9 protein-coding genes are annotated in these 14,505 nt (G+C 36.0%); all 9 read right to left on the reverse strand.

The window, feature by feature from the left end; genetic code table 11:
• Positions 1-625: 625 nt before the first annotated feature.
• The 9 genes from ESZ48_RS02830 to ESZ48_RS02870 all read right to left on the reverse strand — a co-directional run bounded on the left by ESZ48_RS02830 (position 626) and on the right by ESZ48_RS02870 (position 14,166).
• Complete coding sequence (locus tag ESZ48_RS02830) at positions 626-3,244, reverse strand: exo-rhamnogalacturonan lyase family protein (RefSeq protein WP_129015779.1); 2,619 nt, start codon at positions 3,242-3,244, stop codon at positions 626-628.
• Positions 3,245-3,251: 7 nt separating this feature from the next.
• On the reverse strand, positions 3,252-4,106 hold the full coding sequence (locus ESZ48_RS02835; RefSeq protein WP_129015780.1) for an ROK family protein: 855 nt from the start codon (positions 4,104-4,106) through the stop codon (positions 3,252-3,254).
• A 10-nt stretch (positions 4,107-4,116) separates the two neighbouring features.
• The gene (locus ESZ48_RS02840; protein ID WP_129015781.1) at positions 4,117-5,379 is read right to left on the reverse strand and encodes an MFS transporter; all 1,263 of its coding nucleotides are present in this window, start codon (positions 5,377-5,379) and stop codon (positions 4,117-4,119) included.
• Between the two features lie 51 nt (positions 5,380-5,430).
• Entirely contained in the window at positions 5,431-6,321 is an 891-nt protein-coding gene (locus ESZ48_RS02845; protein WP_129015782.1) for a PIG-L deacetylase family protein, read from the reverse strand.
• Positions 6,322-6,332: 11 nt separating this feature from the next.
• Positions 6,333-7,226 (reverse strand): PIG-L deacetylase family protein, encoded by an 894-nt coding sequence (locus ESZ48_RS02850; protein ID WP_223266336.1) that lies wholly within the window; start codon positions 7,224-7,226, stop codon positions 6,333-6,335.
• 83 nt (positions 7,227-7,309) lie between these two features.
• Positions 7,310-8,704 (reverse strand): RagB/SusD family nutrient uptake outer membrane protein, encoded by a 1,395-nt coding sequence (locus ESZ48_RS02855; RefSeq protein ID WP_129015783.1) that lies wholly within the window; start codon positions 8,702-8,704, stop codon positions 7,310-7,312.
• 17 nt (positions 8,705-8,721) lie between these two features.
• Positions 8,722-12,234, reverse strand: a complete 3,513-nt coding sequence (locus ESZ48_RS02860; RefSeq protein ID WP_129015784.1) for a TonB-dependent receptor — start codon at positions 12,232-12,234, stop codon at positions 8,722-8,724.
• 65 nt (positions 12,235-12,299) lie between these two features.
• Positions 12,300-13,478, reverse strand: a complete 1,179-nt coding sequence (locus ESZ48_RS02865) for a FecR family protein (protein ID WP_129015785.1) — start codon at positions 13,476-13,478, stop codon at positions 12,300-12,302.
• Positions 13,479-13,629: 151 nt separating this feature from the next.
• On the reverse strand, positions 13,630-14,166 hold the full coding sequence (locus tag ESZ48_RS02870) for an RNA polymerase sigma factor (protein WP_129015786.1): 537 nt from the start codon (positions 14,164-14,166) through the stop codon (positions 13,630-13,632).
• Positions 14,167-14,505 lie beyond the last annotated feature (339 nt).

Below are 14,505 nucleotides of genomic sequence, written 5' to 3' on the forward strand. Positions count from 1 at the left end.
TCCGTCTTTAATAATATTAAATATTCACCACCTGCAGAAAAGGGGTGCAATGCTGCATAATACCACTTACATCAAGTGTTGATTTTATTTGGATTTCCATGATTTGGTTATGACAATTTAATCGGACTGTTTGAGATCGTTTTACTTTATCTTAAATCATGGATAAAAAATAATGTGATAAACAAAAAAAAGCCCTGATTTTCATCAGAGCTTTCTTGAATTAAGTAAAAAAACCCCTTGAAGTACATAATATATATTATGCTGAAACAGCTACCTTATTTTTTTTGTAATCGCTTGTCGTACAGTCAAAACGTTCTTTGAAGAGTTTTATTTATATGTTTGGATTCTGAAAGCAATTCACAATAAGGATTATTCCGTTGTGAAAACATTCAAGGTGGTATTTAAGTATATCACCTTTTTCATTTTAAATACTTGAGTACTTTTTGTTAGCCTCTATTTTATATGATATTGCCCCTTAAATAATGTCCTATTGGAATTTTGCTTACTAGATCTTTCGTTTGGTTTTTTTCGGAGTGCGATTTAATATAAGGGATTATAAAATACAAGTTACAGAAAAGCCATACGTTTGGGTATGGCTTTTTTCTATCAAAGATGAAAAATAAGGTTATTTCGCAACCTTTTTAGTGTCATATTTTTCTAGCCAATACAATAGGTAGGGGATATTGTTTGCGTGGGTCCATCCAAAAACGCGAAGCCCCATATTCAACTCCCAAATCGCAGCTCTATCAGAGTCTTCCGGAAGTCTTGAAATTTCCAATAAAGCATCGCTAAACTCTTTTTGAGTGGTTTTATTCGTTATGGAAATAGGCAGTTTAGATACTTTTAAGACTTCAGCTCTTTTCTGGGCTTCATTAAAATAGGCTTTATTCCCACTCAATTCATACCCGAGAATGAGTGGATAGATGGTAGCTAAGTAAGATTCCATTTTGTGGTTCAGTGGTGGTACGTTTTTAACATATCTGGCATGGTCAATGAGCGCCTTCTTCACTTCTTCGCTACCAGTTAATTGGTAATATTTGTACAAGCCTTGAGCTACATAGGTTTGCGAATAGCCATAACGGTCTAATAAAATATTCCCGCCTTGTTCTTTTTGAAGGTCCAACAATATTCGTACACGATCATCAAGTTCATTCTTATATTTTTCCAATTTGGTAGCGTCATATAGTTCCATCAAATTAAGAACAGATAAATACAACCTTCTTCCGCGTAAATCGTGATCGCCCCAGATTCTCTTTATATAAGTGTCTCCAGTCATTTTGGCAACTTCCAAGGCTCTTTGGTCTCCTGTTATATAATACGAGGCAATCCACCCTTGAATCCAAACATGGGCGCTTAGGATGGCGTTCCAATGCTCGCTTGCGTGCCTGAGACCAACGCCTAAATAGGGCGTGGATTCTGGTTCGTCTAGATAGTTCCAAAAATCAATGGACTCATTGACTTCTCCTAAGTAGGTTCGTTTTTTAGGCCAATGGATATTATCGACATCCATGGTATGCTTACTCATGCTTTCAGCCATGTGATAGTATTTAGGATTGCCTGTTCGCATAAAATTTGTCCATAAACTAAAATCGGCGGTAGGCTCATTGTTAGTCCACATATGCCATTGATCATTGAAATAATAGGTTTTCATATCGCCATAATTAAACATGCCGTACCACGATTCCCATTCTTGATTAAAGGCCATCCAATCGAACTTGTATTGTAGAGCATTTTCAAATTCTGGAAATTTAGTACTGTAAGGCGCCATGTTTCCATAAACTTTGGAGTCGGTATACCATTTTGGGCTTGCATGCGCAATAGGAGGATCTAAAACATAATCCATCGTATTTTCAATGACGTCGATTTTCTCTGCAGTATGAAAGAAATAAATAAACTCTGTTGTTTTTGAAATTCCTTGAGCGAAGTTTGCTAACATTTCACTGTCTATTTTTGTGTTTGCCCGTTCAAAACTCATCGGGTCAATACTGGCAGGCCATATATATGCATTAACCGAGTTTCTGGTAGGATCAATTTCTAATTCTTTAGGATATTCTTGAAGAAAGTTTTTAATACCCACACTAATTCCTTTTGATCGATCTGAAACATCAATCCAACCTTTTGCTCTTTCTGCATTTACGAGAGGAGATTCACCCTTGAAAATCGTTGCAGAAAATCCTTTTTCTTTTTCCATGGACGTGGAGGTTTCCATAGCCTTCTTTTGTTGAGGACCTATTTGTAAAACTCCCATTTTCATATTGGCAAGTGGCGCATTAAAGGCATCGTATGCTTGGGTGGTATGTAAATCCCTGTCGGTATTGGTTGATGTAGAAAACTGAACCTCTTTATCTAAATGGTAATTAAAAGTTAAACCACATCCAGCAATTTGATCATTAGGTTGGGTCCAGCCTATGTCATCAGTTGAAGCTTCTGAAATAATGTTTTTATTTTGAGTGGCAATATTGGCATATTCACCTTCTTGAATTTTATGTTTATCTGGTACACCTGTATAAGTAAGCGTGTGCATTACTTTAATGTAACTCTTTCCCGCATAGGCGTGAATTCTTATTGTGAAAGGCGAATCGTTATTGTCACCTTGATTATATTTATATGTGCCCTCTATTCTAAATATGGTATGTAAAGGTCCGGAGCCTTTTTCTCTGAAAACTTCATTGACAATGGCTTTTGAAAGATCAATTCCAGAATCGTCTAAAATATCCAGAAAAGTACCTCTGTAGTTTTCCGGTGCAGAAGCAATCAATTCATCATTTGAGTACTCTTTGTCACCGTTTTTATCTATATATACTTCATCTAAAAATCCATGTCCTTTCTTATTAATATTAAACTTTAAGGTCCCAGTATTTACTGAAATACCTCCAGTAGGTCTCATATTGTTTGTAGAAACAATTCGGTTCTCTGGTTCCATAGGATAGATGCCTTCACCATATTCCAAAGTATAATCAGATGCTTCATCTGCAAAAAAGAAAACCCAAATCCATTTAATACTGTTGTCTGCCGGTTCCCATGTTGTGACTTCTGTAGTTTGTGATAGAATTTCTTTCCCTTTACTATTTAACATTCTAACATTATCAACTGAAAACAATTCACCTTTCGGGAACGGAATTCCTAAGGTTATCGGAGCTCCCTTTTTATTGTTTTCAATTTTTATAGGTATTTGTTTTTGGATTGCCGCACTAAGATTAAATGTTATGATTAGTGCTAACAACAATAATATTCTATTTTTCATATGCTATTTATATCGTATTATTATTTGATTTTTGGATGCACAAAGACGCTGCACCTAATATTGCCGATCCTTTTGTAGTGGATACTTCAATTACTAAATTTTCGATTTGTTTTTGATAAGCAAAAGAATTTAAGCTTTCAAACATTGAGTCTTTAAAATAAGGATAGGCCTTACTAATAGAGCCTCCTAAAATAATGGCTTCTGGAGCGAACAAATACAGGATATATATAAGGGTTTCACCCAAATGCTTTCCATATTCTTTAAAAGCTTCCAATGCTAATTTTTGTCCTTTTCGTGCATTTGTTGCCACATCTTTAGCGGTTGAATTATAATGTTGGGAAAAGAAGAAACTTCCAGCATAGTTTTCGATAATACTATCTTTATAGGGCAGCATTCCTATTTCGCCAGCCCCACAAAGCACACCGTTATAAAGCGCTCTATTGATAATGATGCCCATCCCAACACCTGTGCCCAATGAAAGTCCTATAACATTGGCGTACTTCTTGGCTTCACCATAAGTAAATTCTCCTAAAGCGAAACAATTGGCATCATTGTTTATAAAAACCGGGAGATTGAATTCTTTTTCAAGTATTTTTTTTAACGGAATTTCCTTCCAAGCGGGAATGTTTTGCACGTCATACACAATTCCATTGACAGGATCTACTACTGCAGGAACGCCAACCCCAATGGCGTCAACTTTTGAGCTCAGATTCTGGCGTATAATTTGTATCAAATTTTTCAGAGTGACATCGGCAGTTGCAGTGCTGTCGACTGAAATCTGAGCTTCATTTTTAATGGAATTACCTTGAATTGTTCCAACATTAATTGTCGTTCCTCCAATATCTACACCTAATATGTCCATAATCCCTATTTTAATTGCTTTTCTTAAGGTTAATGGTTTTGTTATTTACTAAAGGCTTGGCCCAGAATCCAATAGATAGAATGAACAGTAAAGGAATGATAAGGAAAAACAATGCTGCTCTTAAACTTATAAGTTCACCCAACCAACCAACGATAAAAGGAACAATAGCACCGCCAGCTATCCCAGTACATAAAATTCCTGATAGAGATCCGTGGTGACTGGTAACAGAATTAAGTGCCAAAGAGAAAATAATGGACCACATCACTGAGATAAAAAACCCAATTAGAGGAAAAGCTATTAATGCTACATTAAGAGAGCCAGTAATAGCTACTATAACTGTAACGATGGTAATTGCAGTCGCCAAAATAAGGAGCTTTCTACTATCCATAACTTTTAAAAGCAATAGCCCTAAAAGACAGCCTATAGTGAGCATTGCCCAGAAATATGAAACTGTATCTGCACCAATGGTTTGTGCGTCAACATTATGATACTCCAATAAGAATTGAGAGATCCAGCTGCCTATACCTTGCTCAGTACCTACATAACAGAAGATTCCTAAAAAATAAAGTATGGTCCACTTATTTTTCAAAAGACTCATATAAGAGCTTTTATCTCCAGCTCTTTCATCTTCATTTTTTTCAACTTGTGGGTACTTAATAAAAAGAACCACAATCAGCATGATCAATGCAATAAATGAAAAGACAAAATATAAGGATACCCAAGGCAAGTCTGACGGAACAAAGTCTCTCAATAATCCAGCAACGGATTGTGAATTTGAACTGACATCACTTACTAAATACTTATATAAATAAGGACTTGCAAAAGACGCCAAACCAAATACCAGTTGTGCCAATACCGAATTGAATGCAAAATGTTCTTCGCCTCCAGCAACTCTAAGCATTGGGTTAATAACAACTTGGAGGACCGCCATACAACATCCCAAACTAAATAAGGTGATGGTAAAAGTGATATAGCTCGGGTTGATCGCAAACAAAAATGAAGCGAGGGTCATTACAAAAAATGACGCTACCAATAAGGTTTTATTGCCATATTTTTCTGATAGAAAACCAGCAGGAATGGACATTACGCCATAAGCAATAAAAAATGAAAATGGGAGTAAGCCAGTTAGAGTTAGGCTTAAATCAAAACTCTGTTTAACATCTACAATTATAGAGTTAAGAATATTTGTTATAAAAGAAATTACAAAGAAAACTAACATTACTAATAATATGATATGGTAGAATCTCTTTGTTGCTTTGTCTTGGTTCGTCATGTTCAGTTATTAATTTTAGTTGGATAGTTAGGTGTTAATGTTGTAGTGCTTTTATTGCTTTAGCATTGGAAAGAAGTGTTTAATTTCTTCTTCAGTAGGCTGTTTGCCATACTCACAGATTTCAAAGAACTCTACGTTTTTTACTTTGGACGTATCGGCATTTGGATACCACTTTTTTAAAGCCTCTAAGCCGGTCTTATCTAGTGGTCTTCCCTTCAGAAAAACATTCTTCATCCATTCTAAACGTTCGTTTTCTCCTTTAGGAATCGTATTCATATCCATTCCCATAACCCATGGCATCCATTCAAATACTTGTGACTCATGTGCTGCAAAGGCTCTTTGCTTTTGTTCCATAACATCATCTATAACCACAGCGATGTCTTTAGAAAAAGGATAGGGTTTTTGAAAGTTATCTTGCATATACAAAAAGATTGGATTCTTTTTTAACGGTGGTGTATCTGGTGCGACATTTGGAACAATAACTAAGTAGGCAGCGTCTTGAACCGCAATCCCGGCATTTCTATGATCCGGATGATAATCATTAGGTCGTAGTCCAAGAACAATATCTGCATCCCACTCTCTAATGGCTCTAATGACTTGATGCCTGACCGCTAAGGTTGGAAATAATTCGGCGTCATGGTTATCTAAAACCTGATACTCAATGCCTAATATTTCTCCAGCTTTTTGAGCTTCCGCTCGTCTTCTTTTTCCTAATACGCCACCTCCCATATCTTGATGCCCAGCATCACCATTGGTAAGCGCAAGAAATTTGACCTTGTGACCAAGTTTAGCATATAATGCCGCTGTTCCACCAACACCAAAATCACAATCGTCAGGGTGAGCCCCAATGGCAATAATTCTTAACGGTGCATTCGTTTTCTCTTGAGCAAAGGTGTGAAGGCTCATAAAAAGGGTGAATAATAAAAATGCTATTTTTTTCATCGTGTTATATTTTAGTTATTTAACATTGGGAAAAGCCGTCTGATGTCTTCGTAAGTAGGTTGTTTTCCGTATTCGCACACTTCAAAAGATTCCACATGTTTGGCCTTATTTGCTTTTTCTGATCCGTACCATTTCGTTAAAGACGCTCTCGCATTATCAGAAACCGGCCTGCTCCAACCTTTAATGAGAAATTCTCTTTTTTCCTTTTCACTTTTAGGAACTTCTGATAGTCTTCCTGCAGTCCAAGGTAACCATTCGTAAAACTGGGATGGGTGTGCATCCAAAGCATCCATTTTTTGATCAAAAACACTGGTAATATCAACAGTGATATCTGCTTTAAATGGCGTTGGTTTTTGAAAATGATCCTGTAGGTAGAGAAAAACTGGATTCTTTTTTAAAGGTGGCGTATCTGGCGTGACATTAGGAACGATAACCAAATAAGCTGCATCTTGAACCAAAACGCCAGTATATCTATGGTCTGGATGATAATCTACAGGTCTATGTGTAAGTACCACATCGGCATTCCATTGTCTTATTTCTCTAATAATTTGATGTCTGACTTCAAGGGTTGGGAACAGTTCGCCATCATGATTATCCAGTACGGTATATTCTATCCCTAATCTCTTTCCTGCTTCCTGTGCCTCAGCGCGTCTAATTCTTGCAAGATGACCACCTCCTTTTTCATAATGGCCTGCATCGCCGTTGGTGACGGATACAAATTTAACTCGGTGTCCCATCTGGGCAAACAGTGCCGCTGTTCCACCCATTTTATTGTCACAATCATCGGGATGCGCTCCAAATACAATAATATTTAGCGGCTCATTCACTTTTTCTTGTGCAGTGGTGGTTGTAAGGCTAAAAATAAAGCACGATGAAACCATCAATTGAATAATTTTATTTTTCAAAATCTAAAATTTAGAGGTTAAATTAAGATGTCAATAAAAATTAGTCACACACAATAGTCGTGTGTGACCAATTCCAATGGCGTTTAGTTTGTGTTTTGAACAAAACTTGTATTAATATCCATTTCTCTTTGTGGTATGAAGAATAAGCTTCTAACCGAAGATTCTGCAATGAATGGTTCTGCTTCGTGAATTTTTTTAGCCGCTACCCCAAATCTTTTTAAATCTGGCCATCTATGGTTCTCAAAAGCTAATTCTACTTGTCTTTCATGAAGCAACTTTTCAGCAAAAGTACCAGGAGTAGATGCGTCAATATCTGCCAAACCTGCTCTTGTTCTTACTTCATTAATTAAATCGTAAGCTTCAGGAGATTCGCCTAAAGCTTCAGCAAGCATTAAAAGTACATCTGCATATCTGAATACTACAAAGTTATTGTCTGCATCATTTTCAGTTGGTGGATCACTCCAGTATTTTTTGATATACTTAGCTACCACCGTGGCGCCTGCAGCATTGACATAGGTGGTTCCTAAAGAAGGGTCCAATCTCAAATCGCCTGGAGCGTAGGCCGCTACCAATGCGTCTGTTGGTCTGTTTCTACCAAAACCTTGACCTGTCTGTAAAAATGCGTTAGGAGAAAAATCGTTAGTAAATGAACTACCTTGACCTATCCCACCACTCATAAATTCGACTTCAAAAATAGATTCCTTGTTATTTTCGTTGGCCTGTCCCCATAGATTAGAATAATCACTCACTAATTCATAGCCATAGGACGTTATAATCCGTCTTAAGGCTACTTCAGCTTCGGATTTTTTGTTGAGCGTCAATAAAACCTTTGCCAATAAAGTTGCAGCTGCACCTTTAGTAGCTCTACCTTTATCTCCAACAGAATAAGAAACTGATAAATTACTTTCAGCTAATGCTAAATCTGCGCTTATCTGAGTTAAAACTGTTGTCGCATCCACTTGAGTTAATTCATCTCCTACAGTAAATGGTGTTAATTGCAATGGGATATTTCCATAAGCTACGGCTAGGTGATAATACATAAGCGATCTTAAAAATAAGGCTTCGCCAATAATTCTATTCTTAACATCCGCATTCATTTGTATGCCATCAATGCGATCTAAGATGACGTTACAATTTGCAATAACAGCGTAAGAACCCATCCATGCAGCAGTAATCTGTTCATTTAAAGGGTCTTCCGTGAATGCATTAATTTCAGCATATACTCTTGCTAAACCGGTAGCATCTGGACCTTGATCGGTGTTGTCACTTCTCATTTCAAACATTGTCCAATAGCCTCGTCCATAGACACCGTTGTCTTGTAGACCAGCATAACTGGCGTTAATAGCTGAAATGAAGTCGTTTTCGGTGTTATAAAAGTCTGCCTCGTTTCGGTTAGAAATAGGTGCTAAGTCAGTAAAATCACTACTGCAAGAACTTAAGACTACCATTGATAGAAATACTATAATTATATTTTTCATTTTATTTCGTTTTTAAGTTAGAAATTAAGATTCAGTCCCACAGTAAATGACTTTGTCAATGGATAAGCTCCATAATCTTCACCAGGAGTTAAACTACTATTTGGGCTTGCACTTACTTCTGGATTGTATCCTAAATAGTCCGTTTTAGTGAATAAGTTGGTACCAGTCATATAAACTCTCAGTCTGCTAATGCTTGCTCCAAAAAGATCCTTAGCCGGTAAAGTATAACCAAGCGTCATGTTTCTTAATCGCACGAAAGATCCGTCTTCTACCTGAAAAGAGGAAGGTCTTTGGTTATTTCCGTGATTTCCTGAAAGCCTGTCAGCTCTATGAGTTTTTCCGTCTCCAGGTTCGGCTTCAGATTTCCATCTATTATTGAAAATCGCGTATGAATTGAAGTTTGCCTCACCATTTTTCAAGTGTCTGCTAGTTAAATTTAAAATTTCATTGCCTTGAACTCCTTGAATTAGGAAGCTGAAATCAAGTCCTTTATAACCAAATCTGTTTGTCATCCCCCAAGTGTAATCTGGAAAATAACTCCCTGTTACCGTTCTATCGGCCGGTGTGATTTTTCCATCACCATTGATATCTTTAAACTTTAAGTCTCCAGGCGCAGGATTCGGCGCTTGGGTATCTACAGGAGAATTTGCGATATCTTGTGTGTTTTGATAAATGCCGTCAACAACGTAGCCATAATAACTTCCTATTGGATCCCCTACACGAGTAATATGCCTGATTCCTGCCTGTCCTGAAGAAAAGATAGGTTCACCTTTGGAGTTAAGGGACAATACTTCGTTTTTATTTGTGGAGAAGTTAATATCTGTGTCCCAAGTAAATTCCCCTACAATATTTCTGCTTTTTATAGCCAATTCAAATCCTTCATTCTTTACCTCACCAATATTCTGTAAGGTGGTTTGAAAACCTGAAACGCCCGAAATACCAACATTTAAAAGTAAATCTGAAGTAATTGTTCGGTAATAATCTGCCAATAGGAATATTCTGTTATTTATTAGACCTAGTTCTAATCCGACGTTTGTTTGTTGAGATTTTTCCCAAGTTAAATTTGGATTAGGAATAGTTGATTGTATCAAACCGTTTATTTCATTGCCGCTAATGTTATAGTTGTTTGGTGAGAGTAGACCAATGGCACCATAGTTAGGAATTTCAAAATTTCCTGTTTCTCCCCAACTGAATCTAAACTTTAACTCTGAAATTGATTCTACAGATTGCATAAACTCCTCCTCAGTAACTCTCCAGCCGACAGAAAATGATGGAAAATATCCTGTTTGATTGTCCTTCCCAAAACGAGAAGACTTATCAGATCTAAAGGTTCCTGTAAATAAGTATTTATCATCATAACTATAATTCAATCTAAACAAGGCAGAAACTAAAGACCATTGCTCTTTAATTGAATTCCCTGCATATACTTGGCCTCCACTAATAGTGTGCACCAAATCATCTGGAAAATTATCTGCCATCACTTGCTTTATTCCAATATTATCTTTTTGAGCAGTATATCCTGCAATAGCATTAAAATAGTGGACATCAATTTCTTTTTCCCAATTCAAGGTGTTTTCCCAAAGCCAATTAACTTCTGTTGAAGAAGAGGCCTGAGCATACGATACACCTTCTGTGGCTTCTCGAAAAAGAAGTGTGTTGGCTCTATAAAAATCTCTATTATAAACATTGATATAAGTACCTCCAAAAGTTCTGAATGTTAATTCAGGCATTATTTTATAGGATAAGCCTAAAGACGCTCTTGTTTGAAATTGAAATAACTTGTCGTCAATGGCATCCATAATTGCCAATGGATTACTTGCCGAAGTGGTACCGCCACCTAAGTGAGATTGATTGTCTGTTTGGTTATATGAACCATCCTCATTATAAGGTTTAACCGTTGGTGAATGAACCAAGGCCGAATAAACGATACCTGGAGGAGTTGCAAAATAAGGTGCAGATCCTGGCTGTCTTTTGTTTTCAGTAATGGTTGGTGCAATTCTTAAATCCAAATTAAGTTTTTCACTTACTTGAGAATTTAAATTAAGCATCAAGTTATATCTTTCAAAATTGGACTGAGGAATAATACCGTCTTGTTTAAAATAGCCCGTAGAAGCATGGTAGCTGGTTTTATTCATTAAAGGAGAGGCGTAAGAAAAATTATAACTTTGTGCATTTCCCGTTCTAAAAACTAAATCTTGCCAATCTGTATCTGTGCCATCCCAATTAATAAAAGAAATAGGCATTTCGTAATTCGCATTTCCTCTATCTCCCGGTCCAATTGGATCGTTCGCAGATGCTCCCGGCTTATCTTGCAGGTAAGCATTGTTTCTAGCGTCTCTTGTATAGTCAATCAATTCTTGAGCATTCATTAAATCCACTTTATTGGCAACGTTTTGAGTGCTGTAAAAAGAATCAAAGGAAAAAACACCCTCATCAGAAGATGTTCCGCTTTTTGTGGTAATTAAAACCACACCATTACCACCTCGAGAGCCATAAATAGCAGCTGCCGAAGCATCCTTTAAGATTTCTATAGAGGCAATGTCGTTAGGGTTAATAGTTGCCAGTGGGTTTACTGGAGGGGCTTGAAAATTACCACCTCTTTTAGCCAAATCGCCTTGAATTCCTATTGTTGTTAGGTTCTTTGAAATAGGAATACCATCTACAACAAATAATGGATCATTACCAGCTGATATGGAGCCTGAACCACGAATCCGTATGTTTGGGCTTGAACCTGGCTCGCCAGATGTTTCTTGGACCTGAACACCTGCAACCTGACCAATAATGGCATTCTCTGCACTTATTACAGGAATATTTACGATGCTTTGTGGCGATATCGACGAAACCGCACCTGTAACTCTTTTCTTAGATAAAGTACCATAACCAACAACTACAATCTCGTCCAATGCTGCCGCATCTGGAACCAAGGTAATGGTTATGTTCGATTTTCCTTCAACAGAAATATTTTGAGTTTTATAACCAACATAGGATACTATGATTTCTGTGCTGTTGGATATGTCCACTTCAAAGTTACCATCAAAATCAGAAACCACGCCTACGCCGGTACCCTTTACTTGAACAGTTGCTCCTATTAAAGGCATTCCAGATTCATCTAAAATAGTTCCTTTAAGCCTATTCTGAATTTTGATATTGGTCTTCTCTGTTATATTTTCAGAATCGAGTGTACTGGCAGTTTTTCTTGTAACTACAATTTGATTAGAAGTGATTGCATAATTCAAATTTGAGTTTTTAGAAAGTTCTTTTAGCAATTCTGATAAATGAACTTCATTAGTGACAAGATTTACTTTCTGGTGGGTCTCAATATCTGATGTTTCATAAAAGAACATGTACCCTACAGAATCTGAAATAGTCTTAAAGACATTTTTTAAAGGTTCGTTTTTGATGTTAACAGACACAATCTCATTCTGTGCGCATAACATGTTTGCATTTACATTTACGCAAAAAAGCAGTGAAAAGAATAGAGAGGCTCTCGTCAAGTTTTTTGCTCTTGGTGTTGTAATTATTTGCGTCATACTTTTTATAAATTTTGAGTTTAGTTATTGATTAGCTTACTGATGATAATTAATTTACTTCATAATTATTGAGGGTTTTTAGGGTTATTTATCGTAATCGTCTCGCATTTTCTTTGGAAAGAAAAGTTAGTATGGGTCTTAATCGTATTTAAGATTTTTTCAATACTATCATTTTTAAAAGTTCCGTTATATCTTAAATTTTTAATGTCATGGAAATTATTTATAATCTTAACATTATAGTGACGTTCGAGAGTTTTTTGAATAGTCTCAAACTTGTCGTTTTCGAAAGTTAATATGCCTTCTTTCCAAGAAATATATTTCTGGATATTTACGGTGGTAATCTCAATAGCTTCCGAATTATTAGAGAGTGAGGCCTTTTGGGATGGGATCATCATCTGATAGTCTACTTTACCTTTTATGGAGGAATTTGATTTTACCCCAATTGAACCTTCAACTAAAACTATTTCTGTCTTATCATCTTCTGAATAACAGGACACATTGAACTCCGTACCGTGAACCTTGGTAATGCTATTTTTAGAGTTCACAGTAAAAGAGGAATTCGACGCTTTGGAGACTTTAAAAAACGCTTCACCTTCTAGAAAGACCTCTCTTGGTTCATTTTCAATAAAAACATTCGGATATTTAAGCGTACTTCCTGAATTTAATAGTATTGATGACCCATCTGACAACATCACATTAAATGTTTTTCCATAAGGAACTTTAAGGATGTTTTGAACGGGTTTGTTCTTACTGTTGGTTGACTGAGCTGCATACGTTAAAACTCCATTTTCCACAATGGCAACTTCGTAACCGGTTTTCGTCTTAATAATTTTGTCTGCATCAATATTAAAATACTGCTTATCACCATTAATTAGTTCTAAGGTCACCTGATCTTTCATCTCAACAAACGAAGCTACGTGGCTTTCTTTCTTTAGGAAATAAACTGTTGACAACAAGATACCTACAAGGACAGCCGCATATTTAAAGTAAGGAACAAACCTTTTGATACTATAGTTTGATTGATGTTTGAAATTATGTATTTGCTTTAAAAAATCATCAAAGGCAGTTTTGGTGTCACTATGGCCATACGCGATATCAGAGAGCTGCTGTGCCTTTACAAATTCTTTAAAAATCTTCTCATTTTTCTTGGAACTTACCCAATCAATAAGCTGCTCGGTTTCTATACGTGAGGCTTCATTCGCCAAATACTTGACAATAATCTTTTTGGCATTAAATTCCTTCATACTAATTCTTAAACAATTGTTAATCTTACCTACAAGACGGCGTTATTACTATAAACCCCCACTCTTGTTGTGAAAATATTAAGAATTATTTAATTTTTGTGTTAAAAAGTGTGAGAAAGTTATGAAATAAATGTAGAAAATGGAAGTGTCATTATCTCTTAAGTCCCTGTCTAAGCCTACGTAATGCTTTAGTCATATGCCTTTCAACGGTTTTAATTGAGATGTTCAGTTCCTCAGCAATTTCTGAATATTTAAGTCCATCTTTTTTTGCAAGTAAAAACACGTTTTTACACTTTTCAGGTAATTTGTCTATCTCAGATAGCACTAACCTGATTTTTTTATCTAAATCGTCATTGGGCAAATCCACTATTTCATGAAGGGCATCATGTTTTAATTGGTCTAAAAGTTGAAGGTCTTTTTTGTTTTTTCTTTGCAGGTCTATGAAGAGGTTATAGCCAATTCTAAAAATATAATTTTTTAATGAAGAATTAATAGATAGTGATGCTCTCTTTTTCCAAACTTTGATGAACACCTGTTGTGATAAGTCTTTTGAAACCTCTATACTACCAGAAACAGTATTGAGGTACGCTCTTAACTCTGGGTAGAAGAGGTTGTAAAGATGTTTGTATGAATCTTCGTCTCCTTTTCTTAAACCTTCGATAAGTGTTTTTTCACTATTGATATCCATTTGGAACACTTAATTCGATTTCATTTTAATTAGAAATAATAAAACAACTCGTAACTTAAACTCACTCTTAAAATTATTATCTATTTGACTTTCTTCAGCCTGAGATGCTAATAGTAAATGTCTAAATGGATTGTTGGTTTTGATTAGGCTCATATAATACACTTCAAAATACATACATATTTACATTGGCATAATTACTCACTGTTTAAAAGTATAATAATTATCTTGATTTTGGATGGTATTATTAGAAAGAGAAAATTTGAGCTTAAATAAATTGGAGGGATTTAAAAGTTTTTCAAAAACTTAAGTGGAATTAATCTAGAGAGTCATTTCTTGTGC

The organism is Gelidibacter gilvus (assembly GCF_004115975.1).
Classification (GTDB): Bacteria; Bacteroidota; Bacteroidia; order Flavobacteriales; family Flavobacteriaceae; genus Gelidibacter; species Gelidibacter gilvus.

Coding starts and splice junctions, on each gene's coding strand:
- ESZ48_RS02830 (WP_129015779.1), bottom strand. CDS start 3,244: ATGAAAAATAGAATATTATTGTTGTTAGCACTAATCATAACATTTAAT.
- ESZ48_RS02835 (WP_129015780.1), bottom strand. CDS start 4,106: ATGGACATATTAGGTGTAGATATTGGAGGAACGACAATTAATGTTGGA.
- ESZ48_RS02840 (WP_129015781.1), bottom strand. CDS start 5,379: ATGACGAACCAAGACAAAGCAACAAAGAGATTCTACCATATCATATTA.
- ESZ48_RS02845 (WP_129015782.1), bottom strand. CDS start 6,321: ATGAAAAAAATAGCATTTTTATTATTCACCCTTTTTATGAGCCTTCAC.
- ESZ48_RS02855 (WP_129015783.1), bottom strand. CDS start 8,704: ATGAAAAATATAATTATAGTATTTCTATCAATGGTAGTCTTAAGTTCT.
- ESZ48_RS02860 (WP_129015784.1), bottom strand. CDS start 12,234: ATGACGCAAATAATTACAACACCAAGAGCAAAAAACTTGACGAGAGCC.
- ESZ48_RS02865 (WP_129015785.1), bottom strand. CDS start 13,478: ATGAAGGAATTTAATGCCAAAAAGATTATTGTCAAGTATTTGGCGAAT.
- ESZ48_RS02870 (WP_129015786.1), bottom strand. CDS start 14,166: ATGGATATCAATAGTGAAAAAACACTTATCGAAGGTTTAAGAAAAGGA.